The following is a 26,998-nucleotide window of genomic DNA, read 5'->3' on the forward strand; positions in this document are numbered from 1 at the left end:
TCGCCAGGGCTCACCAGCCACGGCGCCATCACGCTCCGGAAGTCGTACAGCGTAGTACAGCGGTAATCGTGATCGCGCCCGGATGCTTCACAGAATTTGTCCTTGGCGAAGCACCTGCGAACGAATGGTAAATCGTCGCAGCTACTTCGCAGTAACCGCGACCTGGGTGGTCACGGAACCAGCAGGAGTGTCATCGTGTCTATCGTGTCCGACGCACCAACGCCCAGCAAGGTCGAACTGACCAACGAAGAGATCTTCGACGCGCACATCGACGGCAAGCTGTCCGTCGAGCTCACGTCGCCGCTCGAGAACCAGCGCGACCTGTCGATCGCGTACACCCCGGGTGTCGCGCAGGTCAGCCGCGCGATCGCCGCCGACGAGACCCTCGCCGCCCGCTACACCTGGACCGACCGCCTGGTGGTCGTCGTCAGCGACGGCACCGCCGTGCTCGGTCTCGGAGACATCGGGCCGCGCGCCTCGCTGCCGGTGATGGAGGGCAAGTCCGCGCTGTTCAAGAAGTTCGCGGGCCTGAACTCGATCCCGCTCGTTCTCGACACCAAGGACCCCGACGAGATCGTCGAGACCCTGATCCGGCTGCGTCCGAGCTTCGGCGCCGTGAACCTCGAGGACATCTCGGCCCCGCGTTGCTTCGAGATCGAGAAGCGCGTCATCGAGGCCCTCGACTGCCCGGTCATGCACGACGACCAGCACGGCACCGCCATCGTGGTGCTCGCCGCGCTCATGGGCGCCGTCAAGGTCCAGAACCGCAACATCGCGGACCTGCGCATCGTCGTCTCCGGCGCCGGTGCCGCCGGTGTCGCGTGCACCAACATCCTGCTCGCCGCCGGTGCCACCGACGTCGTCGTGCTCGACTCCAAGGGCATCGTCTCGCGTGAGCGCACCGAGCTCGGCCCGATCAAGGCCGACCTCGCCGAGCGCACCAACCCGGCCGGTCGCCACGGCGGGCTCATCGAGGCCCTCGACGGAGCCGACGTGTTCGTCGGTGTCTCCGCCGGCACCGTGCCCGAGGAGATCGTTGCGACCATGGCCGACGACGCGATCGTGTTCGCGCTGTCGAACCCGGACCCGGAGATCCACCCGGAGGTCGCGAGCAAGCACGTCGCAATCGTCGCGACCGGCCGCAGCGACTTCCCGAACCAGATCAACAACGTGCTGGCCTTCCCCGGTGTGTTCAAGGGCGCCCTCGACGCCGGTGCCCGCCGCATCACCGAGGGCATGAAGCTCGCTGCCGCCGAGGCCATCCTCTCGGTTGTCGGCGATGAGTTGGCGGTGGACAAGATCGTTCCGAGCCCGCTCGATCCGCGCGTCGCACCCGCCGTCGCCGAGGCCGTCGCGGCCGCGGCGAAGGCCGAGGGTGTCACCGACTAGCGGCATCGCACCGCACGCCCCGGACGGAGCCCGCACCAAGGCTTCCGGACCGGGGCGTTCGGCGTTGCGGACGGTGCGCGAGGATGGCACGGTGACCACGAACTCGAAGCGCACGACACGGTCGGGAAGAACCCTGGCCGCAACGGCGGCGATCGCGGCCGCGGCGGTCGCCGGGTGCGCGTCTCCGGTCCTCGACGAGGCCCCCGGACCGTCCGGCGTGGTCGTCGGCACGGGAACCGGGACCGACGGCGAGCTGCTCGCCCAGCTCTACGCGGGGGCGTTGCGTCGCACCGGGATCGACGTGACGGTCCGCGATCCGGGCGACCTCCCCGCGCTGGACGCCGCCGAGGTCACGCTCGTCCCCGGCTACACGGGCCGGCTACTGCGCCACTTCGACCCGTCCGCACCGCAGACGGACGCCGAGGACGTGTTCACCGCGCTCGGCCGGGCACTGCCCACCGACCTGACGGTCGCCGACTACGCGACCGCCCAGGACCGCGCCGTTCTCGTGCTGAGCGACGCGACGGCGGCCGCGCTGGGTGTCACGGGCGTCGACGAGATCACCGGCCGCTGCGCGGAACTCACGGTCGCGGCGACGCCGGGCTTCGCCGCGACCGGGGGCCTCGAGGCGCTCGCCGCCGCGGGCTGCGTGCCCGCCGCCGTCGAGCAGGTCGCCGACGCCGACGCCGTGCGCGCGGCGACCGATCGCGGCGCGCTCGGCGCCCTCACGACGGCCTCACCCGCGCTCGTCGATGCCGGCCTCGTCGCACTGGCCGACGCCCCGGACCGCGCGCCCGGTGAGGACGCAACCGCCGAGGAGGCGCCACCGGTGTTCGCGGCCCAGAACGTCGTCCCGTTGTTCCGGCGGGACGTGTTCGGGGAACGTCAGCTCGATGCGCTGAGTGTGATCGCCGGTGAACTCACCACCGCCGACCTCGCCGAGATGCGCGCCCGGGTGGACGACGGCGAGGACTCAGCCGCCGTCGCGGACGCGTGGCTCGGCGAGCATGTGTGAGCGCAGGAACGAACCCAGGTCGACGATCGCGTCGGCGGCCTCGCGGACCAGCGACGCCTGCAGGTGGGCGACGTGCCACAGCCGCGGCTGTTCGGTGACCTGCACGTCGACACCGGCCGCCCGCAACCGGCGCGCGAACTCGGTGACCTGCGGGTAGAAGACCTCGGTCGTGCCGACGTGGATCAGCGTCGGCGGCAGCGGGCGCAGGTCGGCGTGCATCGGCGCGTATCCCGGATCGGCCGGGTCGCCGTCGCCGAGATACGCCTCGGCGGACGGGAACAGCCATCCGGTCGAGAGCACGGTGTCGCGGTCGAACGGCACCGCGCGGGAGCCCGGATCCACCCACGGCGACAGCAGGCCCAGCGCGGCGGGCGTCACCCCGTGCCGGTCCGTGAGCCGCAGGGCGGCCGCGACCGCCAACCCGCCACCCGCGGAGTCCCCGGCGATCGGTGTGCTCGCGGCGTCCACACCGTGTGCGGTGACGAGCTCGAGATACGCGGCGACCGCGTCGTCGAGCGCCGCCGGATACGGATGCTCCGGGGCGAGACGGTAGTCCAGGACGTACACGGCCGACGCGGTCGCCGCGGCCAGGTGCGCGGCGAGCGACCGGTGCGTGGCCGGGGAGCAGGTCGTGAACGCACCGCCGTGCAGATACAGCACCGCGGTGCGCCGCTCGGTCGCACCGACCGTGATCCGTTCGGCGGGACGGCCGGCGAGGGTGATCTTCCGGACCACCGTGCCCTTCGGCAACGTCTGGATCGGTGCCGCCAGCCCGAGCAGCCGTCGTTGCATCGGATACGACAGCCGCGGGCTCAGCACGAGCCGGTACATCGGACGCAGGGCCGCGCGCACGAGCGGCAGCGGGAACTGTGGCATGTCGGTATCTACCCCTTCGGCAGCACGCGGCCGGCGATGTTCGCGACCACTCGTTGGTAGGACGGTCCGAGCAGCCGCACCCACGCGTCGAGCAGTTTCGCGTCGCCGCCGATGAGCACCCGGGCGCGGTTCTTCCGTACGCCGTCGACGATGGTCTTCGCGGCGTCCTCCGGGGAGGTGCGGGCGAGCTTGCTGTCGAAGAACTGGGCGAAGCTCGCCTGGTCGACACCGTCGGGCACGGTCGCGTTGCGGGCGATCGCGGTCTTGATGCCGCCCGGATGCACGCACGTGACCCGCACCGGGTGGCCGGCGATCAGCATCTCCTGCCGCAGCGACTCGGTGAATCCGCGGACCGCGAATTTCGCTGCGTTGTAAGCGCTTTGGCCGGGGATCGAGAGCAGGCCGAAGAGCGACGAGACGTTGATCAGATGGCCGTCGCCGGACGCGATCAGGTGCGGCAGGAACGCCTTGCTGACGTTGACGACGCCCCAGAAGTCGACGTCCATGATGCGTTCGATGTCCTTGAACTCGGTGCGTTCGAACTCGCCGTGGTATGCGATGCCCGCGTTGTTGTAGACCTGGTTCACCGTGCCGAACCGTTCGAGCACCGCGTCGGCGTACGCGAAGACCGCCTCGCGCTGGGTGACGTCGAGATGGGTGGAGTGTACCTGGGCGCCGAGATCCTCTGCCCGCCGGACGGTTTCGGCCAGGCCCACGGTGTCCACGTCGGACAGGGCGAGCCGCGCGCCCTTCGCGGCGAGCGCCACGGCCAGTGCCCGGCCGATACCCGAGCCGGCGCCGGTGACGACCGCGACCCTGCCTGCGAATTCGCTCATCGGACTGCCGCCTTTCCGCTGCTGCGCTCGGTCTGCTCGGTGGTGGTCACCGCGGGGTCGATCGCTGCGGCCGGCGGGACGAGGTCCGCGGCCGCGACGCCACGATACGCGTCGAGATCGAATTTCTTGGTCAGGCGCCGGAATTCGAACGTGAAGCCGGGCCACAGCGTGGTGTTGTTGCCGTGCTTGTCGAGGTACCAGCTCGCGCAGCCGCCGTTGTTCCACACGCTGTTCTTCAACGCGGCCTGCAGCTTGCGGTTGTACTCGTCCTGGGCTTCCTGCCGGACCTCGATCGTCCCGATGCGGTGCCGGTCGAGGGTTTCGATCGCGTCGACGACGTAGTTGAGCTGCGATTCGATCATGTACACCATCGAGGTGTGGCCCAGGCCGGTGTTCGGGCCGACGAGGAAGAACAGGTTGGGGAAGCCGGCGACCGCGCTGCCCTTGTAACCCTGCATGCCGGTCTCGTCGAACACCTCCGCCAGCGAGCGGCCGTCCTTGCCGACGATGCCTGCGAAGGTGGGGGAGTCGGTGACGTGGAAGCCGGTCGCGACGACGATCGCGTCGACCTTCCGGACCGTGCCGTCGCGGGTGACGACGGCGTCGGGACGCACCTCGGCGATGCCGTCGGTGACGAGGTCCACGTTCGGGCGGGTCAGCGCGGGGTAGTAGTTGTTGGAGATCAGCATGCGCTTGCAGCCGATCCGGAAATTCGGGGTGACCTTGCGGCGCAGTTCCGGATCGGGGATCTGCCGGCGCAGGTGCCGGCGGGCCGCGAACTCCAGCGGTTTCATGAAGATCGGGGCCTTGGCCAGGCCCACCACCTGCGTCTCGCGCGTGAGGTACTGCAGGGCGCGCGACAGTCGCTGGGCGCCCGGCACGTACTTGAACGCGAGGTGTTCGACGGTCGTGTACTCGCGATCCGCGCGGGGCAGGATCCACGGCGCGGTGCGCTGGTACACGTCCAGGTGTTCGACGCGGCCGGCGATCGCGGGCACGATCTGGATCGCGGAGGCGCCGGTGCCGATCACCGCGACCCGTTTGCCGGTCAGGTCGGCGTCGTGGTTCCAGCGTGCCGAATGGAAGATCTCGCCGTCGAAGCTGTCGATGCCGGGGATGTCCGGCAGCGACGGCTCGCACAGCGCACCCACGGCGGAGACGAGCACCTTCGCGCTGTAGTCACCGGTGGTGGTGTGCACGTCCCAGCGGAAGGTCGCGGGGTTCCAGCGCGCGCCGAGCACGTCGCACCCGAACATCGTGCGGCGCCGCACGTCGTACTTGTCGGCGACCCCGGTGATGTAGCGCTGGATCTCCGACTGCGGCGAGAACGAGCGGGTCCAGTCCGGGTTGAGGGCGAAGGAGTACGAGTAGAGATTCGAGGGCACGTCGCACGCGGCACCCGGATAGGTGTTGTCGCGCCACGTGCCGCCGACCTCGGTGCCGCGTTCGAGGACGAGGAAGTCCTTACCGGCGCGGGTGAGGCGGATCGCGGCCCCGAGTCCGGCGAACCCGCTGCCGATGATCAGGGTCTCGACCTGCCGTACGGCGGCGCCGGCAGCGGAGATATCTGTAACCGGAAGACTCATGTATCCGAGCGTAGGTTCCTATTGAGGGATGGTCAATAGCATTGTTGACTCTAATTCAACAGAGGTGCTTGCATGGCACTTGTGAAGAACTCCGGCCCCAAACGCACCCGGCTCAGCCCGGACCAGCGCCGTGCGCAGTTGATCGATCTGGGTGTGCAGATGCTGTCGGAGCGGCCGCTCGAACACATCTCCGTCGACGACATCGCCGATCAGGCCGGGGTGTCCCGGGGCCTGCTGTTCCATTACTTCTCGAGCAAACACGAGTTCCACGTCGAGATCGTCCGGCACATCAGCCGTGACATGCTCGAACGCACCGCGCCGGACGAGAGTCTCGACCCGATCGCGATGCTGCGCGGCACCCTGGTCGCCTACGTCGACTACGTCACCGAACGCCGCGACACCTACGTGTCCATGCTGCGCGGGGCCGCCAGCAGCGACCCCGACATGACCGAGGTCTTCGAACGGACCCGGACCGCGATGGTCGAGCGCACCGCCGCGCACCTGCCGATGCTGGGGATCGAGGTGACCCCCGCCGTGCATCTCGCGGTGCGCGGATGGATCGCGTTCGTCGAGGACACCACCATCGAATGGCTGCGCGATCCGCAGATCACCCGCGAGGAGTTCATCGAGCTCGCGGTCGGCGCCCTGCCCGCGGTGGTCATGGTCGCCGGGGCGCCGGCGGGTGCCTCCCCGTCGTAGCCGCCCCACCCCGGTTGTTCCGAGCGAATGTATCCCTCGTCTCCTTGGATCGACCGAACGATACATTCGCTCGCCAGGGGAGGGGGTCGGAGGGGGAGCGCAGGCCGCAGAGGGCAGGCCGCAGAACGGCGCGAACCGGGCCGGCCCGCCCCGAAGGGCAGGCACGACCCGGCTCGCATGAGAACCGTCTTTCGTAGAAAGGCGGGGTGTGCCGAGAAGGTGCGGGTTACCGCGCGAACGCCTTCTCGATGATCTCCTGCTGCTCGACCGCGTGGACCTTGCTCGAGCCCGACGACGGCGCGGACATCGAACGACGCGACACCCGCTTGATGCCGGTGAGCTTCTCCGGCAGCAGTTCCGGCAGCGCCAGGCCCAGGAACGGCCACGCACCCTGGTTCGCCGGCTCTTCCTGCACCCAGAAGAACTCGGTGGCGTTCGGGTACTGGTCGAGGGTCTCGGCGATGCGACGACGCGGCACCGGGTACAGCTGCTCGATGCGGACGATCGCGATGTCCTCGCGGTTCTCCTTCTGCTTCTTCGCGAGCAGCTCCCAGTAGAGCTTGCCGGAGGTCAGCAGGATGCGGGTCGCCTTGGTGCGGTCGGCGGTGCCGTTCTCGTAGGGGACCTCTTCCAGCAGCGAGCGGAACTTGCCCTGGGTGAAGTCCTCGACGTTGCTGACCGCGGCCTTGTTGCGGAGCATCGACTTCGGCGTGAACACCACGAGCGGGCGGCGGATGCCGTCGAGGTGGTGACGACGCAGCAGGTGGAAGTAGCTGGCCGGAGTCGACGGAACCGCCACGGTCATCGAACCCTCGGCGCACAGCTGCAGCCAGCGCTCGATACGGCCGGACGTGTGGTCCGGGCCCTGACCCTCGTGGCCGTGCGGCAGCAGCATCACGACGTCGGAGAGCTGGCCCCACTTGGCCTCACCGGACGAGATGAACTCGTCGATGATCGACTGCGCACCGTTGACGAAGTCACCGAACTGCGCCTCCCACAGCACCAGCGCGTCGGGGTTGCCCACCGAGTAGCCGTACTCGAAGCCCAGGCCCGCGAACTCGGTCAGCGCCGAGTCGTACACCATGAAGCGACCACCGTTGCCGGCCTGCGCGGCCAGCGTGGCGAGCGGGTTGTACTCGTCGCCCGTCTTGCGGTCGATGAGCACCGAGTGACGCTGCGTGAACGTGCCGCGGCGCGAGTCCTGACCGGCCAGGCGCACCAGCGCGCCCTGCTCGGCGAGCGAACCGAACGCGAGCAGTTCCGCGAAGGCCCAGTCGATGTTGCCCTCGCGCGCCATCTCGCGGCGCTTCTCGATGACCGGCTTGACGCGCGGGTGCACGTTGAAGCCCTCGGGAACGTTCGCGAACTGGTCGCCGATGCGCTCGAGCACCGACTTGTCCACGGCGGTGGTCAGGCGCGGCGCCGGCGTCTGGTCCAGCTCGACCGACTCCGACGGTTCCGGCTTGTACTTCTCGAGCTCGCGGACCTCGTTGAACACGCGTTCCAGCTGGCCCTGGTAGTCCCGCAGGGCGTCTTCCGCTTCCTTGAGCGAGATGTCGCCGCGGCCGATGAGGGCCTCGGTGTAGCTCTTGCGGACGCTGCGCTTGGTGTCGATCACGTCGTACATGGCCGGCTGCGTCATCGACGGGTCGTCGCCCTCGTTGTGGCCGCGGCGGCGGTAGCAGATCATGTCGATCACGACGTCCTTGTGGAACTTCTCGCGGAAGTCCACGGCGAGCTGCGCAACCCAGACGCACGCCTCCGGATCGTCGCCGTTGACGTGGAAGATCGGCGCGCCGATCATCTTCGCGACGTCGGTGCAGTACTCCGACGACCGCGAGTGTTCCGGCGCGGTCGTGAAGCCGACCTGGTTGTTGACGACGATGTGCACGGTGCCGCCGGTGCGGTACCCGCGCAGCAGCGCCAGGTTCAGCGTCTCGGCGACGACACCCTGACCGGCGAACGCGGCGTCGCCGTGCAGCAGCAGCGGCAGGACGGTGAAGCCGTCCTCACCCTTGTCGAGGATGTCCTGCTTGGCGCGGACCAGGCCCTCGAGGACCGGGTTCACGGCTTCGAGGTGCGACGGGTTCGCGGTCAGCGAGACCTTGATGTCGTTCTCGCCGAACATCTGGATGTAGGTGCCCTCGGCGCCGAGGTGGTACTTCACGTCGCCGGAGCCGTGCGCGGCGGCCGGGTTCAGGTTGCCCTCGAACTCGGTGAAGATCTTCGAGTACGGCTTGCCGACGATGTTGGCGAGCACGTTGAGGCGACCGCGGTGCGGCATGGCGATGGCGACCTCGTCGAGCTGGTGCTCGGCGGCCTGGTCGATGATCGAGTCCATCATCGGGATGACCGACTCGGCGCCCTCGAGCGAGAACCGCTTCTGGCCGACGTACTTGGTCTGGAGGAACGTCTCGAACGCCTCGGCGGCGTTGAGGCGGCTCAGGATGTACTTCTGCTGCGCGACCGTCGGCTTGACGTGATGCGCCTCGACCCGCTCCTGCAGCCACTGCTGCTGCTCCGGCTCGAGGATGTGCGTGTACTCGATGCCGACGTGGCGGCAGTACGCGTCACGCAGCACCGACAGCACGTCGCGCAGCTTCATGCGCTGCTGGCCGTGGAAGCCGCCGACGTTGAACTCGCGGTCGAGGTCCCACAGGGTCAGGTCGTGCGTGGTGACGTCGAGGTCCGGGTGCGAGCGGAACTTGTCCTTGACGAACTGCAGCGGGTCGGTGTCGGCCATGAGGTGGCCGCGGCTGCGGTACGCCGCGATCAGCTCGAGCACGCGGGTGCTCTTGTCGACCGCGCCCTCCGGCACGTCCTTGCGCCAGCGGACCGGCTCGTAAGGGATGTGGAGGGTGTGGAAGATCTCGTCGTAGAAATCGTCGGAGATCAGCAGCTCGTGAACGGTCTTGAGGAACTCGCCGGACTCGGCGCCCTGGATGACCCGGTGGTCGTAGGTCGAGGTGAGGGTCAGCAGCTTGCCGACGCCCAGTTCCGCGATGCGCTCGTCGGAAGCACCCTGGAACTCGGCCGGGTACTCCATCGCGCCGGCGCCGATGATGGCGCCCTGACCGGCCATCAGGCGCGGCACCGAGTGCACGGTGCCGATGCCGCCGGGGTTGGTCAGCGAGATCGTCACACCGGAGAAGTCGTCACCGGTGAGCTTGCCGTCGCGGGCGCGGCGGACGATGTCCTCGTACGCCGAGTAGAACTGTGCGAAATTCATGGTTTCGCAGTTCTTGATCGCGGCGACCACGAGCGAACGTTGTCCGTTCTTGCCCGGCAGGTCGATCGCGAGACCGAGGTTGGTGTGCGCCGGCGTCACCAGGTTCGGCTTGCCGTCGATCTCGGCGTAGTGGTTGTTCATGTTCGGGAACGCCTTGACCGCCTGGACCAGGGCGTAACCGAGCAGATGCGTGAACGAGACCTTACCGCCCCGGGTACGGGCGAGGTGGTTGTTGATGACGATCCGGTTGTCGAACATCAGCTTCGCAGGGATGGCGCGAACGCTGGTGGCGGTGGGGATCGAGAGCGAGGCGTTCATGTTCTTCGCGACAGCGGCAGCGGCACCGCGGAGAACCTTCTTCTCCTCGGCGGCGGCCTTGTCGGAAGAGGGTGCAGCCGGCTTCGGGGCAGCAGCTGCGGGCTTCGCCGGCGCGGCGGCCGGAGCCGCGGCCTTCGGAGCGGGTGCTGCCTTCGGTGCGGGAGCCGGTGCGGGCGTCGGGGCGGGAGCCGTCGCAGTGGCGGTCGGAGCGGTAGCGGTGGCGGTCTCGATGCCGTTTGCACCACCTGCGACCGCTGTTTCGGGGGAATAATCTGTCAGGAATTCGTGCCAACTCGCGTCCACGGACGAAGGATCGTCCTGAAAGCGCTGGTACATCTCGTCAACCAACCACTGGTTCTGACCGAACTGTGATGTAGAGCTGCTGCTCACGGCAGTTGTTCGCCTCGTTTCTTTCTTCGGTACCCGATCGGAGCGCCTGTATTCATGAGGCTATCCCGTGCGTGCGGCGATCGTAATTGATCGAACATGCGGCGAGATCTACCTCACAATTTGTGCTTCGACTTCGACGGGGTCTCCATCGATGACGGTTCTCGACGACCGATTATTCCCTGCGCGGGTTTCGGCCGCATCACAGAGGGTCTGGTATACGCCGCCCGCGTAACGCAGCTCCGCGTGCGGCCCGGTTTCGACGATCCGCCCCCCGTCGACCACCACGACGCGGTCGGCGCGGGCCGCGGTTCCCAGCCGATGCGCGACCACCACGGCGGTCCGGGAACGCGCGACCTTCTCGCCGGCCTCGAGAACGGCCCGTTCGGTGCCCGGATCGAGGGTCGCGGTCGCCTCGTCGAGAAGCAGCAGGTCGGGATCGACGAGTTCGGCGCGGGCCAGCGCGACCAGCTGCCGCTGGCCCGCGGACAGACCCTGGCCGCGTTCGCCGACCGGATGGTGCATTCCGCCCGACAGGGTCGCGATCATGCCCAGCGCACCGACCGCGCGGGCCGCGGCCTCGATGTCGGCGCGGTCCGCGTCGGGACGGCCGTACGCGATGTTGCTCGCGACGGTGCCCGTGAACAGGTGGGCCTCCTGCGGCACGACACCGAGCCGGCCGCGGTAGTCGGCGAGCCGATAGTCGCGCAGGTCGACCCCGTCGACGCGCACCGAACCGGAGGTCGGATCATAGAAGCGGGCGAGGAGCTTGACCACGGTGGACTTGCCGGCGCCGGTGCGGCCGACGAGCGCGACCGTCGTACCCGCCGGGATGTGCAGTTCGACGTCGGTGAGCGCGTCGGTCTCGGCGCCGGCGTACCGGAAACCGACGTCGTCGAGATGCACGTCGCCGCGCAGGTGCCCGGTCACCGGCACCGAGCCGGGCGGACCGGCCTCCAGCGAACTCTCGGTGCGCAGCAGGTCGCCGATGCGGCGCAGCCCGACGCGGGCCTGCTGATAGCCGTCGAACACCTGCGACAGCTGCTGGATCGGGCCGAACAGCAGGCTCAGGTACAGCACGAACGCCACCAGCACACCCGGCGTCGCCTCACCCGCCGCGACCTCCCGGGCACCGACGTACACGACCGCAGCCAGCGCCAGGTCCGACAGCATCGTGATGAACGGGAAGTACAGGGAGATCGCCCGCTGCGAGCGCATGCGGCTGCGACGGTAGGCGTCGGCGCGTTCGGCGAACCGCTGCGCGGCGAACGCCTCCCGCCGATAGGCCTGCGCGGCACGCAGACCGGTGACGTTCTCCTGGAAATCCGCGTTGACGATCGAGATCCGCTCGCGCGAGATCGCGTACGCCGACGACGACACCTTCCGGAACCAGAAGGTCGCGATCAGCAGCGGCGGCACCACCGCCAGCGCCACCAGCCCGAGCGAGACGTCGGTGACCAGCAGCGCCACGGAGATGCCGGTGACGGTGAGCACGCTGACCACCGCGGTCGACAGACCGGTCTGGATGAACGACGACAGTGCGTCGACGTCCGTCGTCATCCGGGTCATGATCCGCCCGGACAGTTCCCGCTCGTAGTAGTCGAGTCCGAGCCGCTGCAGATGCGCGTAGCTGCGCACCCGCAACCCGAACAGCACCCGTTCCCCGGCCCGGGCGGTGAGCACCGTCAGCACCGCCACCACCGCCCAGCCGAGCAGCGCGAGCAGCACCCCGGCGCCGACCGCGGCCCACAACCGGGAGGGATCGCCGGGCGTGACGCCCTGGTCGACGGCGTACTGCACGATCGAGGGGAACCCGATCGAGGTGAGGGATTCGACGATCAGGCACAGCACGACCGCGCCGAGCAGCAACCGGACGGGCCGCAGCGTCGTCCACAGCCGGAACCTCGGATCGGGGCGGCGCAGCGCCCGGGACTGCAGGTCGCGATGCCGGCCCGGGGTTTCGGTGGCCGGGGGCAGCGCCGCCACCGCGGCCCGGAGTTCCGGGGTGGGTGCGACGGAACCGAGCGCCCCGCTCATCGGGCCGCCGCCACCGCGTCCGCCACCGCCGGGGCCGCCGCCGCCCGGACCACCGCCGGGACCTGCCAGGGCAGGAGAGGCGGGGGACCTGCCGGCCTCGTCCGGGTCGGCCGTCACCTCCGGCCACAGCTGCTCGGCCGACGGTTCGGGCCCGGAGGCGAGGGGAGCGGTGTCGGGGTCGTCGTCGCCGGTGCCGGTGAGCAGCGCCCGGAACAGCGCATTGCGTTCCTCGAGTTCCTCGACGGTCCCGACGTCGACAATGCGACCCTCGTCGAGGACCGCCACCCGATCCGCGAGCGACAGGGTCGAGCGGCGGTGCGCGAGCACGAGGGTGGTGCGCCCGCGCTGTGCGCGCAGCGCCGCGAAGATCGCGGCCTCGGTTTCGGCGTCGACGGCGGAGGTCGCGTCGTCGAGGATCAGCACCCGCGGATCCAGCAGCAGTGCCCGGGCCAGCGCGACCCGCTGCCGCTGCCCGCCGGAGAGGGTCAGGCCGCGTTCCCCGACGACGGTGTCGTATCCGTCGGGCAGGTTCTCGACGAATTCGTCCGCGCGGGCCGCGACCGCGGCGGCCCGGATCTCGTCGGGGGTGGCGTCGGGCCGGCCCAGCGCGATGTTCGCGGCGATCGTGTCGGAGAACAGGAACGGTTCGTCGAACACGAGGCCGACGGCTTCACGCAGCTCGTCGCTGCGCAGCGAGCGCACGTCCAGCTCGAAGTCGTCGCCGGTCAGGCTCACCGACCCGGCGTCCGGCGCGTAGAAGCGCGGCAGCAGCAGCGACAGGGCGGTCTTGCCGGACCCGGCCGGGCCGACCACGGCGACGGTTTCGCCGGGAGTCACCTCGAGATCCACGCCGCGCAGCACGTCGCGACCGGGTTCGAATCCGAAGGTGACGTCGCGCAGCGCCAGCCCGAGCGGACCGGCGGGCAGCGGCACCGGGTGCGGCGGGTCCGCGACGTCGGGTTCGGCGTCGATCACTTCGTAGACGCGTTCGACGGCGGCGCGCGAGAGCTGCGCCATGATGATCACCGACGACAGCGTGCGGGTCGTCGCGCTCATCGTCGCCAGGTACGCGGTGAACGCGAGGAACGTGCCGACCGTCACGGTGCCGTGCAGGGCCAGCCACCCGCCGAGCGCGATGGTCGCGACCAGGCCGAGCTGCGGGATCGCGCCCATCGGGGCGGTGAACCGGGCATTGACGCGGGCCGCGCGCATCCGTTCGGCGTACAGCGCCAAGCCGTGCCGTTCGAGCTGGTCGACCGCGCGGTCCTCCTGGCCGAAGCCCTTGACGACGCGCACACCGGTGACGGTTTCCTCGACGTGCTGGGCCAGGTCGGCGGCGCGTTGCTGCGCGGACCAGGTCGCGGCGAACAGTTTCGGCCGCACGGTCCGGACGATCAGCGCGATGACCGGCACGGTAACGACGGCGATGAGGGTCAGCAGCGGCGACAGTACCGCCATGATGACCAGCGCCAATACGAACTGCAGCAGGGCGCCCGCCGACATCGGCACCATCGCGAGCAGTCCCTGGACGAGCTGCAGATCGGTGATCGAGCGGGACACGACCTGTCCGGTGCGGATCTGGTCCTGGCCGCGTCCGTCGAGCCGCTGCAGCGACCCGAGCAGCCGCAGCCGCAGGTCGTGCTGGACGTTCAGCGACAGCTGTCCGGCGAGCATCCGGCGCCCGTACTGGCAGCCGAACCGGACCAGTGCACCACCGGCGATTCCCGCGGCGGCGACCCCGATCAGGTGCAGGTCGGCGCCCTGCGGGTGGGTGGCGCTGTCGAGTGCGAGTTTCGTCAGGAGCGGGAAGCCGATGTCGATGAGCGCGGCGACGACCGTCGCCAGCAGTGCGCCGATGGCGACGGCACGGTGACGGAAGGATTCGGTGCTCAGTCGGCGGATCCAGCCGGGGGACTGCGAGTCGTGTTGCATCGCTGCCGACATTAGCGCCAGGCGCCGACGGCGCCGGTGTGCCTTTGTGGCGGTGGGGACCGCCACAAAGGCACACCGGCGCGAAGCGCCCGGTCAGCCCACGTCGCGGCTGCGGACCCGCCACCAGCCGAGCGCGCAGACGAGCAGCGTCCAGCCGATCAGCGCCAGCGGAGCCCCCGGCCAGCGAACGGCCATGTCGCCGGTTTCCGGAATGTCGATGACCCCGACGATCGTGTACCAGGTGAGCTGGACGGGAAGCAGGTCCGCGACCGCGCCCAGCCCGAGGCCGTGCAGGATCAGCGACACGATCAGCTCACCGAACGGCACCCACGCGGAGATCGCGAGCACGCTGCCGACCGTCGAACCGGTCAGCAGACCGAGCCCGGACCCCATGAGGGCCCACAGCGCGGCGCAGAGCATGCCGGTGGTGAGGACTGCCGCGAGCTGGCCGAAATCGGATCCGCTGGAGGGGCCGCTGTCGCCGCCGGCGAACATCAGGACGGTCAGAACGGCCGCGATCTCCACGACCACGCAGTACAGCAGCCCGAACGCCGCGGCGGTGACGTACTTGGCGGCGACCACCCCGTCGCGACCACGGGTGGTCAGGAACGTCGTCGCCATCGTCCGATGCTGGAATTCGGTGCCGCCGTTCACCGCGCCGAACACGGCCGCGAACAGGAACACCAGCGCCAACGCCAGCGCGATGCCGATCGCTGCCGACACGGTCGACGCGAAACCCTCACCGACGATGTCCTCGACCTGACGGGCGAGCGGCAGGGTCAGGGCACCGGTGAACAGCCCCACCACGACCGGCGCGATCCCGAGGATCCACCAGTAGCGCAACCCGAGGACCTTGCGGACCTCGGCGTTCAGAAGCGCGGTCAACGTTGGAATCCTCCCGGTCCGAAGGGCGGTTGGTGAGGTGCGGGCACGCCCGGCGGGTACTGCTGGGCCGGAGGCTGCTGGACGGGGTACGGCTGGGCGGGATACGGCGGGGCCGCCTGGCCGGCCTGCTGGTAGTGCTGCGGAGGGTAGTGCTGCGGTGGGTATCGGTCCTGCGGGTGCTGCTGCGGCGACTGGGGGATCGGCGGCGCATATCCGGGCGGGACATGGCCCGACGCAGGCGGTCCCGGCTGGTGGTAGCCGTGCGTCGCGGCGTAGCGACCGCTGGTCATGGACAGGAACACCTGCTCGAGATCGACGTGTTCGACGTGCGTGCCGAAGATCGTGACCTTCTGCTCGGCCGCGAGCGCCGCGATCCGTTCGGGATCGGCCCCGACGACCGCGAGCCGCCCGTCGCCCTGGATCTGCGCGTCCGTGATGCCGGCGGCCGCCAGGGCCGCCGCGAGACGGGCCGGGTCGGAACAGGCCACCAGGACACGCGAACGGTAGGCGTTGCGCAGATCCGCGGTGCTGCTCTGATGCACGAGCGTGCCGTTGGAGACGATCACCAGGTGGTCGGCCATCTGCTCGACCTCCCGCAGGATGTGGCTCGACACCAGCACCGTGCCGCCGGATCGGGCATACGACTGCAGGAATTCGCGCAGCCAGGCCATGCCCTCCGGATCGAGGCCGTTCGCCGGTTCGTCGAGGACCAGGTAGCGGGGTTGCCCCAGCAGCGCGGTCGCCAGCGCCAGCCGTTGGCGCATCCCGAGGGAGAACTCGCCGGTGCGCCGGGTCGCGACCGAACCCAGGCCGACCAGGTCGAGGGACGCCCGCGCTTGCGAGAGCGGCACCCGCATCGCCGTGCAGTACACCTCGAGATGGGTGAGCGCCGTGTGCTTCGGGTGCGCGCCCTGCGCGTCGAGGACGGCACCGACGACCCGCCCCGGCTGCGGCAACGACGAGTACGGGACGCCGTCGATCAGCGCGATTCCCGCAGTCGGGCGCACCAGGCCCAGCAGCATCCGCAGCGTGGTGGTCTTCCCGGATCCGTTGGGCCCGAGGAAACCGGTGATCGATCCGGGCGGCACCGTGAACGACAGGTTGGAGACGGCCGGAATGTTCCTGTACGTCTTGGTCAGCCCCTGCACGGCGATGCCCGGCGGCGGCCCGGAACCGGGGAACGCATCGGGCGCCTGCGCGAACTGTGCGGTCAAGAACTTCCCCCGTCTCTGCCGGTCCACGTGGTCGTCGCGAGCCTACGTGCCCGCCTCCCCGGCGGCGAGACGCCGGTGCTCGAGGAACGGCAGCACCGCGCCGAGGAACTCGGTGGGTGCCTCGAGCTGGGGGCAATGCCCGGCGTCGGGGATGATCACCACCCGCCGGTCCGGTCCGCCGACGACGCGGCGAGCCGCCCGCGCCGGCGTGAGCCGATCGTGCGCACCCCACAGCAACAGCGTCGGCATCGTCAGCGCGTGCACCATCTCCGGTATCGGGAGTCTCCCGAGTTCACGCACCGCGGTCCGGCCGACCCTCAGCATTGTGTCCATCCGCCGCCGGTCGGCGAAGTTCGCGGTGAACGCGGACAGCGTGGCCGCATCCATCCGTTCCGGCCGGTGCAGCGCCGCCCGCGTGTACAGCTCGCCGATCATCCGCTGCATCACCGGCATCGGAACCGGCCGGGACATCATCCGGGACATCAGGTCCAGGGGAAGCCGCGCGCTCTCCGTCCAGACCCGCGGAATTCCGGCCAGGCCCGGCATGTCCGACAGCACCACCCGGTCGGTTCGTTTCGGATGCACCGACGCGAACGCCAGCGCCGTGACCGCACCGAGCGAGTTGCCGATCAGCGCGACCGGTTCGGTGCGGTCCGCGACGAGATCCGCGACGGTGTCGACGTAGTGGTCGAACACCGGTGCCCGCCACTGCGCGTAGCTGCGACCGAACCCCGGTAGATCCACGGTGAGCACCCGGTACCGCTCGGCGAGTTCCGGTTCCACCTTGCACCATGTGCCGCCGTGATCGGAGTAGCCGTGCAACAGCACGACGGTCCGTGAGCCGGTACCCGACTCGCGGACGTACACCGACGGCGCGGACATGTCAGGGACCGGTCGATGCGGCGCTCGGCAGGGCACCCACCGTGCCGGGTTCGAGCGCGGCGGGGGCATCCGGCCACTGCGCGGGTGGCGGACCGAACGCGGTACGGGCGTTGCTGATGGTGCGCTTGCCGAGCGCGCGGTTACCGGCGCCACCGATGACCGCCCCGATCCCGGCGGGCACCAGCTTGCCGAGGATCAGCGCGCTGCGCTTGGCGAAGTACTTGCGGATGAACTTCTTGACCAGCGAATTGTTGAGCATCCTCAGCTGGGAGCTGGGGATCTTCCCGGTGAGCGCCGACGTCCAGTTCTTCATCGTCGTGCCGGTCGCCTTGCTCACCACCTCCATGCCGGTCTCACCGAGGGCCACGGCCAGGACGAGCGCGCGACGCTGCTCGTGATCCTGCGGGTGGACGCCGTGCACCGACGCGACGGCGAGGGTCAGCAGCGCCGACGCCTCGAGGAAGAACATCGTCTCGGCGCCGACCGCCCCGACCGCGGTGAGGGTTCCGACTCCGGGGAACGCGGCGGTCGCCCCGACCGCGGATCCGCTGCCCGTGACGCCGGTCAGGAACATCTTCTCGAGACGTTCGATGATCTGCGCGGGCGACTCGTCGGGATGCGCCCGGCGGACCCGGTCGACGTACTTCGCCACCGCGGGGCCCTGCAGCCTGCTGCCGTTGTCGAGCAGCGTGACGAGGAACTTCTCGATCGGCCCGGATTTTTCGCTCATCGGTTCGCCTTTCGTGTCGCCCCCTGTGTGTCGCCGTCTTCGTGTCGCGGAGGCACATCCGGGGGTGCACGGCCGACTATAGATATTTCCGGCGACAAGCCGGTGGGATTGCGACCGGACCGCGCCTACGCTGGCGATTGTGCCGGGGGTCTCCGACGGAGCGCGACGGCGGCCGGCGCCGCCGTTGCGGCCGTACGTGCGCTGGTACGACGGCTACCGCCTCACCGGTTTCCCCGCAGGCGAGCATCTGGGACTGCCGTCGCAGGACCTGACGGTCGTGCTGACGATCGGCGAACCCCTCGACCTCGCCCGCGCCGCCGCTCCCGGACAGCAGCCGGGCCGGTTCCGGGCACTCGCCGGCGGCCTCACGACGTCACCGGTGACGATCGCGCACGACGGCAACCAGCACGGCATCCAGCTGGCGCTCACCCCGGCCGGTGCCCGCGCCCTGCTCGGCGTCCCGGCCGGGGCACTCGGCGCGTGGGTCGTCGACCTGGAGGACGTGCTCGGCGCCGACGCGCGGGAGTTGCAGGACCGCATCGCCGCGGCCGACGAATGGCCGGAGCGGTTCGCGGTGCTCGACGACGTGCTCGGCCGCCTCGCACGCCGCGACCGTCGCGCCGGCGGCGTCGACACCCGCCTCGCGCGGGCGTGGCAGCAGCTGACCTCCCCCGGAAGCGCCGGGGTGGGGGCGGTCGCCGGCGACATCGGGTGGAGCCGCCGCCACCTGACCGGCCGATTCACCGCCGAATACGGGGTCGGGCCCAAGGACGCGGCGCGGCTGGCGCGGTTCGACCGCTCCCGCATGCTGCTGCGCACCCCCGGCCGGCACCGCCTCGCGGACGTCGCGGTGCGCGCGGGCTTCTACGACCAGGCGCACCTGGCCCGCGACTGGCGCGACCTCGCCGGGGTACCCCCGTCGCAGTGGATGGACGACGAGGTGTTCCCAATCGTCCAAGACGGGGAACCGTCGACGGACGGAGGATCTGTGACATGACCACCGAAGACATGACCACGACAACCACCACGACAGCAGTGTTTCCCTGCTTCACCTACGACGACGCACGCGGCGCCATCCGCTTCCTCGTCGACGCGTTCGGGTTCGTCGAGACGGCCGTGTACGGCGAGGGCGACCGCGTCGACCACGCGGAACTGACCTGGCCGTACGGCGGCGGCATCATGCTCGGCTCGGCCGGCCGCGACGACAGTGCGATCGAGCTGCCCGCCGGCGTCGGCGCGGCTTATCTCGTCGTGCCCGACGACGCGAAGGTCGACGCTCTGTACGACCGGGCCGTCGCGCACGGCGCGACCGTCACGCGCGGCATCCGCGACGAGGACTTCGGATCGCACGGATTCACATGCCGCGACCCGCAGGGCGTCCACTGGAGTTTCGGCACCTACAGGGGTGAGGCCGCCAGCGGCGAGTGACCGCTCGGGACCTGTTCGGCCGGCTGGGGAGGGAGCGGCGGTGTGCCGTCCCCGAACGGCCGGCCACCGAGCGCTTCGCGCCCGTGCGGGGTGAGCCAGCCGGACAGGTCCGGCCCCTTCGGCACGATCCCGGTGGGGTTGATATCGGTGTGCACGAGGTAGTAGTGCTGCTTGATCTGCACGAAGTCGATCGTGTCGCCGAACCCGGGTGTGGTGAACAGGTCCCGCGCATACGCCCACAGCGCGGGGAGCGCGGTGAGCGGGTTGCGGTTGCACTTGAAGTGCCCGTGATAGACCGCGTCGAACCGGGCGAGGGTGGTGAACAGCCGCACGTCCGCCTCGGTGATGGTGTCGCCCACCAGGTACCGGCGCGTGGTGAGCCGGTCCTCGAGCCAGTCGAGCCGCGCGAACAGGGCGTCGAACGCCTCCTCGTAGGCGTGCTGTGATCCGGCGAAACCGCACCGGTAGACCCCGTTGTTCACGTCCCGGTACACCAGTTCGGCGACCTCGTCGATCTCGGCGCGAAGTGCCTCCGGATACAGGTCGGGGGCGCCCGGCCGGTGGAACCGGGTCCACTCGGTGGACAGGTCGAGGGTGATCTGCGCGTAGTCGTTGGTGACGACCTGCCCGGTGCTCACCTCCACGATCGCCGGGACGGTGATGCCGCGCGAATATTCGGGGTCCCGCGCGAAGTACGCCTCCTGGAGTCGCTCGATGCCGAGCACCGGGTCGACCCCTCCGGGATCGAGATCGAACGTCCAGCTGCGCCGGTCGTGCGTCGGACCGCACAGTCCCAGCGACAACGCATCCTCGAGTCCCAGCAGCCGTCGCACGATCAGCGCGCGGTTCGCCCACGGGCAGGCCCGCGCCGCGATCAGCCGATAGCGCCCGGCCTCGACCGGATATCCGTCCCGGCCGTCCGCGGTGATCCGCGTCGTCACGTAGCGGGTGTCGCGGTTGAACTCACCGGCTTCGACGTAGCTGCTGCTGCGGGAATCGGAGTGTTCGGTCACGGGATTTCCTTCCCTGCGGAGTTGACTACACGCTAGCGCCGCAGCTGCACCGTCAGGTGGCTTCCGCACTCCTCGTATCCCAGTACCGCCGCCAGACCGCGCCCGGCGAGATTGTCGCGGCGGACCCGGCACTGCGGAATCAGTCCCGCGTCCAGGGCCTCGTGTGTCGCCAGGGTCGCGACGGTCGAGGCCAGACCCAGCCGCCGATGTTCGGGGACGGTCAGCGCCACCACGTCGGCAAGGATCGAGTGGACTTCGCCGTATCCGGCCGCGGACAGCGGCCGGTGGTCGTCGTCGAGAAGGACGAACACGCGGTCGCCGTCGGCAGGGGTGGCATCGATCGTGTCGTCCGGCGGGCAGCGCCGCCGCAGTTCGGCGAGGTCGCGGGCGTCGTGCGAGATCAGCGGATCCCGCACCCGGCTCGCATCGATCCAGTCCGCGCAGTAGTGCAGCACGTGGCTCCGGGCGCCGTGCCCGCCCGTCGCCTCCCGGACCGTCGCCGCGTCGAGCGCTTCGGCGGGAATGCGGTCGACGGCCGCGACCGCGTCACCGGGACCGACGACGGCCGTCGTCTCACCCAGACGCAGAACCTGCAGCCGGTCGGCGGTATCGTCCACGCGCACCACACGCCCACCCGCGGTGAGCGCGTGGTCGTCGAGAGCGAGTTCACGGCACCACGCCAGCTGCACGATGTCCAGGAGATGTCGTTCCACGCGGCTACCGTAGACCCGCGTAGTGGAAGGAGCGTTCGTGAACACCAGATCCGGAGAATGGCCCGCGCTGTGGGCGCTGTGCCTCGGGTTCTTCATGATCATGGTCGACGGCACCATCGTGGCCGTCGCCAACCCCGTGATCATGCGAGAGCTCGACGCGGACATCAACTCCGTGGTGTGGGTGACGAGCGCGTATCTGCTGGCGTACGCGGTGCCGCTGCTCGTCACCGGCCGCCTCGGCGATCGCTTCGGTCCCAAACGCATCTACCTGGCGGGTCTGGTGCTGTTCACCGCCGCGTCGCTGTGGTGCGGGCTGTCCGGAACCATCGAGGTCCTGATCCTGGCACGGGTCTTCCAGGGGCTGGGTGCAGCCCTGATGTCGCCGCAGACGATGGCGATCATCACCCGCATCTTCCCGCCGGACCGGCGCGGCGCCGCGATGGGCATGTGGGGTGCCGTGGCCGGTGTCGCGAGCCTCGTCGGGCCGCTCGCCGGCGGTGGTCTGGTCGACGCTCTGGGCTGGGAGTGGATCTTCTTCGTCAACGTCCCCGTCGGCGTCCTCGCGTTCGTGATGGCGGTGCGGCTGGTGCCGAACCTGGAGACGCACTCGCACACCTTCGATCTGCCCGGTGTCGCGCTCAGCGGCGCGGGCATGTTCCTGCTGGTGTTCGGCATCCAGGAGGGCAATTCCTACGACTGGTCCGCGAAGGTGTGGGGCTGCATCGCGGCCGGTGTGGTCCTGCTCGTGGTGTTCGTTCTGTACCAGGGGCGGATGCGCGGTGAGCCGCTCGTGCCGCTCGAGTTGTTCCGCGACCGCAACTTCTCGCTCGCGAACATCGGGATCGTGGCGATCGGTTTCACCGTCACCGCGATGACGCTGCCACTGATGTTCTACGCACAGGCGGTGCGCGGCCTCAGCCCGACCGGTTCCGCGCTGCTGATGGTGCCGATGGCGGTGTGCACCGGCATCCTCGCGCCGTTCGTCGGCCGCCTCGTCGACCGGGTGCATCCGCGCTACATCGCGGGAACCGGGTTCGCGCTGCTGGCGATCTCGCTGGTGTGGCTGTCGGCGGTGATGACACCGAATTCGCCGACGTGGTCGCTGCTGCTGCCGTCGGCGCTGATGGGTGTCGCCATGACCGGGATCTGGTCGCCGCTGTCGGCGACCGCGACGAACCACCTGGCGCCGCAGCAGGCCGGTGCCGGTTCCGGTGTGTACAACACCGACCGGCAGATCGGTGCGGTGCTCGGCAGCGCCGCGATGGGTGCGCTCATGACCTCCCGGCTCGCCGCGGAGGGACTCGGGGGAGGCGGTAGCTCCGAGATGAACACGGGCGTGATGCCCGAGCAGTTGCACGAGCCGTTCTCGACGGCCATGGCCCAGTCGATGTGGCTGCCGGCAGCGGTGCTCCTCGTCGGACTCGGCGCGTCGCTGTTCTTCGCGCGGCCGCACACTCAGGTGAAGCAGCCGGTGGTCCCCGAATCGGACACTGTGGACGCCACACACGGTTGAGGCGACCGAACCCACCCCGAAATGTGATGCACGCCATATAGTGCGAGGCACGCAGACGATCGGAGGTGGCGATGTCGCCGGCGTTGGTCAAATTTTCCGGTGGTGCCGAATGGCTGCGCGACGATCGCGTCACCCGGCACGCGGGGGTCTTCCGATACGAGGGGCTCGAGCCGTGCCTGGCCGAACTCCTCGACCGCAGCGCCTTGCGGTTCGCGCAGCGCACCGCCGCCGTCGACCGGGCCGGTCGCGGCATCACCTACCGCGAACTGTGGGCTGCCGCCGCTCGCGTCGCCGGCGGTCTGCTGGACCAGGGTGTCGGCCCGGCGGACCGCGTCGTCGTGCACTACCGGAACGGATTCGACTGGCTCCACGCGTTTCTCGGCGTCGTCCTGGCCGGTGGTGTCCCGGTCCTGCCGGATCCGACGTGCAGCGACGCCGAACTCGAGTGGATCGTCGCCGACAGCGGCGCGATCGTCATGCTCGACGGAAAGCTGCCCGACGGGGTCGCCTTCCTCGACGGGGGTGCCTCGCCCGAGGAACTGGCCCTGCTCTACTACGTGCGCAAGTTCGGCGGGGGACTGCACGGTGTCGAATTGACCAACGAGAACATCCTGTCCACCATCGAAGCGGTCGTCCACGCGATGGATCTCGGCGTCGGTGGCGTGCGGACCGTGATCACCGCGCCGCTGTCCACCGCCGTCGGATGCGGTGTGCAACTGCTGCCCACCCTGTCGGTCGGTGGCACCGTCGTCGCGGCCGGGGCGCGCGGCATCCGGGTGCCGTGGCGCCACCTGCGCGCCTCGTTCCCGACGGCCCGCTGCGTGCGCGGCTGGGGGGTCGCGGAGACCGGCGGGATCGGACTGGTGCTGCCGATCGAGGCTCGGCAGCGGCATCCCCGCAGCATCGGGATTCCGTTCGGCGGAATGGAGGTCGCGTTGCTCGGCCCCGATGCCGAACGCGGCGTGGGTGAACTGCTGTGCCGCGGCCCGAGTGTGGCCCGCCGGTACTGGAACGATCCGCAGGGCACCGCCGAGACGTTCGGCGACGGCTGGTTCCGCACCGGCGACCAGGTCGAGATCGACGAAGGCGGGTTCGTCACCCAGCTAGCGGTACGGGTCTCGTGATGTGACGCGGACTCGGGTATACACCTGATGTGCCGCGACCCACACCCGGGTCGGCGCATCCGATCCGCTCAGTGGAGGTATACGCACATGTCCGATGTGGTCTTGTCCGAGCGTCGTGGTCGAGTACTGGTCATCACCATCAACCGGCCCGACGCCCGCAACGCCGTCAACGCCGCCGTGAGCCACGGACTGGCCGAAGCGATCGACGAACTCGACGGCGACGACGACCTCTCGGTCGGTGTCCTCACCGGTGCCGGCGGAAACTTCTGCGCCGGCATGGATCTCAAGGCGTTCGTGGCCGGCGAGAACGTCGTGGTCCCGGGCCGGGGAATGGGTTTCACCGAGCAGCCGCCGCGCAAGCCGCTGATCTCCGCGGTCGAGGGCTACGCGCTCGCGGGCGGCACCGAACTGGTGCTGGCGACCGACCTGGTCGTCGCGGCCCGGGACGCCAAGTTCGGCATCCCCGAGGTCAAGCGCGGACTCGTCGCCGCCGGTGGCGGTCTGCTGCGCCTGCCGAAGCGCATCCCGTACCAGAAGGCACTCGAACTCGCCCTGACCGGCGACAGCTTCACCGCCGAGGAAGCGTACGGTTTCGGGTTCGTCAACACGCTCACCGAGCCGGGTGGCGCGCTCGACGGTGCGCTCGCACTCGCCGGGCGCATCACCGCCAACGGCCCGCTCGCGGTCGCGGTGACCAAGCAGATCGTCGCGGCCGCCGCGGACTGGTCGTCCGACGAGGCGTTCGCGAAGCAGATGGAGATCGCCGGTCCGGTGTTCGTGTCGGAGGACGCCCGCGAGGGTGCGACGGCGTTCGCCGAGAAGCGCGCCCCCGTCTGGAAGGGGCGCTGACCTCACCGCGGTGCCCGTCCGGTGACGGGCGGGCACCGCGGTACCGGGAGTCCGGGAGGAGCCGAACGCATGAGCGCCGAACTGCACGTGCACATCGAGGGCACGCTCGAACCCGAGCTGATCTTCGCGCTGGCCGAGCGCAACGAGGTGTCCCTGCCGTATCGCGATATCGCCGATCTACGTTCGCGGTACGAGTTCACCGATCTCGGTTCGTTCCTGGAGTTGTACTACGCCAACATGCAGGTGCTGCGCACGGCGCAGGACTTCGCCGATCTCACCCGCGCGTACCTGGCGCGCGCGGCGGACGCGGGCGTGACCCGCGCCGAGTTCTTCTTCGACCCGCAGGCCCACACCAGCCGCGGCGTGCCGCTGCGTGAGGTCGTCGACGGGCTCGCCGACGCCGTCGCCGGCAGCGGCCGCGAGTTCGGGGTCGATGCCGCGATGATCGCGTCGATCGTGCGGGACCGTCCCGTGCAGGAGGCCGGTGAGGTGTTCGGTGAGCTGCTGCGGCTGCACGCCCCGATCATCGGTCTCGGTCTCGACTCCGCCGAGGTCGGCCATCCACCCTCGTTGTTCGAGGACGTGTTCGCCCGTGCCCGCGCCGAAGGTCTGCACGTCGTCGCGCACGCCGGTGAGGAGGGACCGCCGGACTACGTCCGTCAGGCGCTGGATCTGCTCGGCGCCGAACGCATCGACCACGGCATCCGGTCACTCGAAGATCCCGAACTGGTGGCGCGGCTCGTCGACGAGCAGGTGCCGCTCACCGTCTGCCCGCTGTCGAATGTGCGCCTGGGCGTGGTGGATTCGATCGAGGAGCACCCGTTGCGCCGCATGCTCGACGCGGGCCTGCTGGTCACCGTCAACTCCGACGACCCCGCCTATTTCGGCGGCTACGTCGACGACAACTTCGCGGCACTGCACACCGGGCTGGGCCTGACCTACGCCGAACACGACACGCTGGTGCGCAATTCGCTCGAGGCCGCCTTCACCTGAGTGCGTTCGCCTCGATGCCGAACACCCGCTCGAGGTACGGGTTGGCGAACCTGCCGTCCGGGTCGACGCGCTGCCGCACGGCGAGGAAGTCGTCGAACTTCGGGTACGCGGGCCGCAGATCGTCGGCGGTCCGCTCGTGGAGCTTGCCCCAGTGCGGCCGGCCGTCGACGTCGCGCACGATCTTCTCGACGGTCGCGAAGTAGTCGCGGTGGTCGCGCCGGTGGAACTCGTGCACCGCGACGTAGGCGGTGTCGCGACCGTACGCGGTGGACAGCCACACATCGTCGGCGGCGGCGAAGCGCACCTCGATCGGAAATGCGACCTGCCGGCCGGTGCGTTCGAGGCCGCGGGCGATGTCGGCGAGCACGCCGGGGAGTGCGTCCACCGGGATCGCGTACTCCATCTCCCGGAACCGCACGCGCCGCGGGGACGCGAACACCGCGTAGCTGCGGTCGGTGAACTCGCGGGGCGACAGGGCCCGGCCGGCGAGGTTGTTGATGCGGGGAATCAGGCCCGGCGCCTGCGCCCCGACGTACTGCAGCGCGCCGAACAGGCCGTTGGAGAGCAGTTCGTCGTCCACGAGACCGCGGATCCGGCCGATCGGCGCGGTCGGTTCGGTTCCCTCGAGCCGGATGTTGCGCTTGGTCAGGACACGGTCGGTGTGCGGGAACCAGTAGAACTCGAAATGGTCCACGCCGAGCCGGTCCTCGTCGAGGGTCGCGAGCGTCTCGGTGAGGGTCGCGGGCCCCTCCGCCGCGTGCAACCGGTACGCGGGCACGCAGTCGAGCGTCAGGGAGGTGAGGATGCCGACGGAACCGACACCGAGGCGCGCCGCCTCGAACAGTTCCGGCTCGGTGGTGGGGGAGCAGTGCACGATGCGTCCGTCCGCGAGCACGATGGTCGCCGCGCGCACCTGGGTGGCCAGGCCGCCGAATCCCGCTCCGGTGCCGTGGGTTCCGGTGGAGAGGGCACCGGCGATCGACTGCACGTCGATGTCGCCGAGGTTCGCCAGCGCCAGGCCGTGCGACCACAGCAGGCGGTTGAGATCGTGCAGGCGGGTGCCGGCGCCGACGGTGACGAGCGCACCGGCCGCGGTCGGTTCGACCCGCTCGATCCCGGCGATCCGGTCGAGCGAGACGAGGACGCCGTCGGTGACCGCCGCGCCGGTGAACGAATGCCCGGCGCCGACCGCCTTGACCCGCTCGCCGCGTTCGGCGGCGCGGGTGACGATGGCCGCGACCTCCTCGGCGCCTGCAGGGGTCTCGAATGCGCGAGGTGTCGCGTGCTCGGTGCGCGCCCAGTTGCGCCAGGTAGCCATGACCCACATCGTCCTCTTGGACGACCGTCCAG

The 26,998-nt window shown here is 69.9% G+C and carries 21 protein-coding genes; 9 read left to right on the plus strand and 12 right to left on the minus strand.

Annotated features, from left to right (window positions below; genetic code table 11):
- The first annotated feature begins 195 nt into the window (after positions 1-195).
- Positions 196-1,389 carry an NAD(P)-dependent malic enzyme gene (locus ACWDUD_RS16905; protein ID WP_450110038.1) on the plus strand — a complete coding sequence of 398 codons (1,194 nt, stop codon included), beginning with the start codon at positions 196-198 and terminating at the stop codon, positions 1,387-1,389.
- 91 nt (positions 1,390-1,480) lie between these two features.
- Positions 1,481-2,404, plus strand: coding sequence for a glycine betaine ABC transporter substrate-binding protein (locus ACWDUD_RS16910; RefSeq protein WP_450110039.1), 924 nt, complete (start codon positions 1,481-1,483; stop codon positions 2,402-2,404).
- On the opposite strand, the gene ACWDUD_RS16915 is transcribed toward ACWDUD_RS16910, so the two are convergent.
- From ACWDUD_RS16915 to ACWDUD_RS16925, 3 genes are read right to left on the minus strand one after another with little or no spacing between them, the layout of a single operon-like run.
- Positions 2,363-3,280 (minus strand): alpha/beta hydrolase fold domain-containing protein, encoded by a 918-nt coding sequence (locus tag ACWDUD_RS16915; protein ID WP_450110040.1) that lies wholly within the window; start codon positions 3,278-3,280, stop codon positions 2,363-2,365. The two genes, ACWDUD_RS16910 and ACWDUD_RS16915, sit on opposite strands and share 42 nt — an antisense overlap.
- Positions 3,281-3,288: 8 nt before the next feature.
- Positions 3,289-4,116, minus strand: coding sequence for an SDR family NAD(P)-dependent oxidoreductase (locus tag ACWDUD_RS16920; protein ID WP_450110041.1), 828 nt, complete (start codon positions 4,114-4,116; stop codon positions 3,289-3,291).
- Positions 4,113-5,702: a flavin-containing monooxygenase gene (locus tag ACWDUD_RS16925; protein WP_450110042.1), complete on the minus strand. Its 1,590-nt coding sequence runs from the start codon at positions 5,700-5,702 to the stop codon at positions 4,113-4,115. Before ACWDUD_RS16925 ends, ACWDUD_RS16920 begins: the two co-directional genes overlap by 4 nt.
- A 72-nt stretch (positions 5,703-5,774) precedes the next feature.
- Here ACWDUD_RS16925 and ACWDUD_RS16930 point away from each other — a divergent pair, with 72 nt between their 5' ends.
- On the plus strand, positions 5,775-6,401 hold the full coding sequence (locus ACWDUD_RS16930) for a TetR/AcrR family transcriptional regulator (protein WP_450110043.1): 627 nt from the start codon (positions 5,775-5,777) through the stop codon (positions 6,399-6,401).
- Between the two features lie 226 nt (positions 6,402-6,627).
- Here the strand turns inward: ACWDUD_RS16930 and ACWDUD_RS16935 are convergent, their stop codons facing one another.
- From ACWDUD_RS16935 to ACWDUD_RS16960, 6 genes are all read right to left on the minus strand, one after another.
- The gene (locus ACWDUD_RS16935; RefSeq protein WP_197257876.1) at positions 6,628-10,338 is read right to left on the minus strand and encodes a multifunctional oxoglutarate decarboxylase/oxoglutarate dehydrogenase thiamine pyrophosphate-binding subunit/dihydrolipoyllysine-residue succinyltransferase subunit; all 3,711 of its coding nucleotides are present in this window, start codon (positions 10,336-10,338) and stop codon (positions 6,628-6,630) included.
- A gap of 108 nt (positions 10,339-10,446) precedes the next feature.
- Entirely contained in the window at positions 10,447-14,304 is a 3,858-nt protein-coding gene (locus ACWDUD_RS16940; protein ID WP_450110044.1) for an ABC transporter ATP-binding protein, read from the minus strand.
- Between the two features lie 93 nt (positions 14,305-14,397).
- The gene (locus ACWDUD_RS16945) at positions 14,398-15,189 is read right to left on the minus strand and encodes an ABC transporter permease (protein ID WP_197256031.1); all 792 of its coding nucleotides are present in this window, start codon (positions 15,187-15,189) and stop codon (positions 14,398-14,400) included.
- Positions 15,186-16,403, minus strand: coding sequence for an ATP-binding cassette domain-containing protein (locus tag ACWDUD_RS16950; RefSeq protein WP_197256033.1), 1,218 nt, complete (start codon positions 16,401-16,403; stop codon positions 15,186-15,188). Before ACWDUD_RS16950 ends, ACWDUD_RS16945 begins: the two co-directional genes overlap by 4 nt.
- Before the next feature lie 42 nt (positions 16,404-16,445).
- Positions 16,446-17,285, minus strand: a complete 840-nt coding sequence (locus ACWDUD_RS16955; protein WP_197256035.1) for an alpha/beta fold hydrolase — start codon at positions 17,283-17,285, stop codon at positions 16,446-16,448.
- Between the two features lies 1 nt (position 17,286).
- Positions 17,287-18,015 (minus strand): hypothetical protein, encoded by a 729-nt coding sequence (locus ACWDUD_RS16960; RefSeq protein WP_450110045.1) that lies wholly within the window; start codon positions 18,013-18,015, stop codon positions 17,287-17,289.
- 139 nt (positions 18,016-18,154) lie between these two features.
- Here ACWDUD_RS16960 and ACWDUD_RS16965 point away from each other — a divergent pair, with 139 nt between their 5' ends.
- Together ACWDUD_RS16965 and ACWDUD_RS16970 are read left to right on the plus strand one after the other, a co-directional pair.
- Entirely contained in the window at positions 18,155-19,012 is an 858-nt protein-coding gene (locus ACWDUD_RS16965) for a helix-turn-helix domain-containing protein (protein WP_450110046.1), read from the plus strand.
- Between the two features lie 11 nt (positions 19,013-19,023).
- Positions 19,024-19,443 carry a VOC family protein gene (locus ACWDUD_RS16970; RefSeq protein ID WP_450110069.1) on the plus strand — a complete coding sequence of 140 codons (420 nt, stop codon included), beginning with the start codon at positions 19,024-19,026 and terminating at the stop codon, positions 19,441-19,443.
- On the opposite strand, the gene ACWDUD_RS16975 is transcribed toward ACWDUD_RS16970, so the two are convergent.
- Together ACWDUD_RS16975 and ACWDUD_RS16980 are read right to left on the minus strand one after the other, a co-directional pair.
- Positions 19,413-20,456: a glutathione S-transferase family protein gene (locus ACWDUD_RS16975; protein WP_450110047.1), complete on the minus strand. Its 1,044-nt coding sequence runs from the start codon at positions 20,454-20,456 to the stop codon at positions 19,413-19,415. The two genes, ACWDUD_RS16970 and ACWDUD_RS16975, sit on opposite strands and share 31 nt — an antisense overlap.
- 32 nt (positions 20,457-20,488) lie before the next feature.
- Entirely contained in the window at positions 20,489-21,169 is a 681-nt protein-coding gene (locus ACWDUD_RS16980; RefSeq protein ID WP_197256041.1) for a GNAT family N-acetyltransferase, read from the minus strand.
- 37 nt (positions 21,170-21,206) lie between these two features.
- On the opposite strand from ACWDUD_RS16980, the gene ACWDUD_RS16985 reads away from it, so the two are divergent.
- The 4 genes from ACWDUD_RS16985 (at position 21,207) to ACWDUD_RS17000 (ending at position 25,648) form a co-directional block, all read left to right on the plus strand.
- Positions 21,207-22,682: an MFS transporter gene (locus ACWDUD_RS16985; RefSeq protein WP_450110048.1), complete on the plus strand. Its 1,476-nt coding sequence runs from the start codon at positions 21,207-21,209 to the stop codon at positions 22,680-22,682.
- A 71-nt stretch (positions 22,683-22,753) separates the two neighbouring features.
- Positions 22,754-23,806 carry a class I adenylate-forming enzyme family protein gene (locus ACWDUD_RS16990; RefSeq protein ID WP_450110049.1) on the plus strand — a complete coding sequence of 351 codons (1,053 nt, stop codon included), beginning with the start codon at positions 22,754-22,756 and terminating at the stop codon, positions 23,804-23,806.
- Positions 23,807-23,893: 87 nt separating this feature from the next.
- Entirely contained in the window at positions 23,894-24,655 is a 762-nt protein-coding gene (locus ACWDUD_RS16995; RefSeq protein WP_197256047.1) for a crotonase/enoyl-CoA hydratase family protein, read from the plus strand.
- A 69-nt stretch (positions 24,656-24,724) separates the two neighbouring features.
- Positions 24,725-25,648, plus strand: a complete 924-nt coding sequence (locus ACWDUD_RS17000) for an adenosine deaminase (protein ID WP_197256048.1) — start codon at positions 24,725-24,727, stop codon at positions 25,646-25,648.
- On the opposite strand, the gene ACWDUD_RS17005 is transcribed toward ACWDUD_RS17000, so the two are convergent.
- The gene (locus ACWDUD_RS17005) at positions 25,641-26,966 is read right to left on the minus strand and encodes a D-arabinono-1,4-lactone oxidase (RefSeq protein WP_450110050.1); all 1,326 of its coding nucleotides are present in this window, start codon (positions 26,964-26,966) and stop codon (positions 25,641-25,643) included. The two genes, ACWDUD_RS17000 and ACWDUD_RS17005, sit on opposite strands and share 8 nt — an antisense overlap.
- Between the last annotated feature and the right edge of the window lie 32 nt (positions 26,967-26,998).

The sequence above is a fragment of the Rhodococcus sp. NPDC003382 genome, assembly GCF_053589135.1.

Coding starts and splice junctions, on each gene's coding strand:
- ACWDUD_RS16915 (WP_450110040.1), bottom strand. CDS start 3,280: ATGCCACAGTTCCCGCTGCCGCTCGTGCGCGCGGCCCTGCGTCCGATG.
- ACWDUD_RS16920 (WP_450110041.1), bottom strand. CDS start 4,116: ATGAGCGAATTCGCAGGCAGGGTCGCGGTCGTCACCGGCGCCGGCTCG.
- ACWDUD_RS16925 (WP_450110042.1), bottom strand. CDS start 5,702: ATGAGTCTTCCGGTTACAGATATCTCCGCTGCCGGCGCCGCCGTACGG.
- ACWDUD_RS16930 (WP_450110043.1), top strand. CDS start 5,775: ATGGCACTTGTGAAGAACTCCGGCCCCAAACGCACCCGGCTCAGCCCG.
- ACWDUD_RS16940 (WP_450110044.1), bottom strand. CDS start 14,304: ATGCAACACGACTCGCAGTCCCCCGGCTGGATCCGCCGACTGAGCACC.
- ACWDUD_RS16955 (WP_197256035.1), bottom strand. CDS start 17,285: ATGTCCGCGCCGTCGGTGTACGTCCGCGAGTCGGGTACCGGCTCACGG.
- ACWDUD_RS16960 (WP_450110045.1), bottom strand. CDS start 18,015: ATGAGCGAAAAATCCGGGCCGATCGAGAAGTTCCTCGTCACGCTGCTC.
- ACWDUD_RS16970 (WP_450110069.1), top strand. CDS start 19,024: ATGACCACGACAACCACCACGACAGCAGTGTTTCCCTGCTTCACCTAC.
- ACWDUD_RS16990 (WP_450110049.1), top strand. CDS start 22,754: ATGTCGCCGGCGTTGGTCAAATTTTCCGGTGGTGCCGAATGGCTGCGC.
- ACWDUD_RS16995 (WP_197256047.1), top strand. CDS start 23,894: ATGTCCGATGTGGTCTTGTCCGAGCGTCGTGGTCGAGTACTGGTCATC.
- ACWDUD_RS17000 (WP_197256048.1), top strand. CDS start 24,725: ATGAGCGCCGAACTGCACGTGCACATCGAGGGCACGCTCGAACCCGAG.
- ACWDUD_RS17005 (WP_450110050.1), bottom strand. CDS start 26,966: ATGGCTACCTGGCGCAACTGGGCGCGCACCGAGCACGCGACACCTCGC.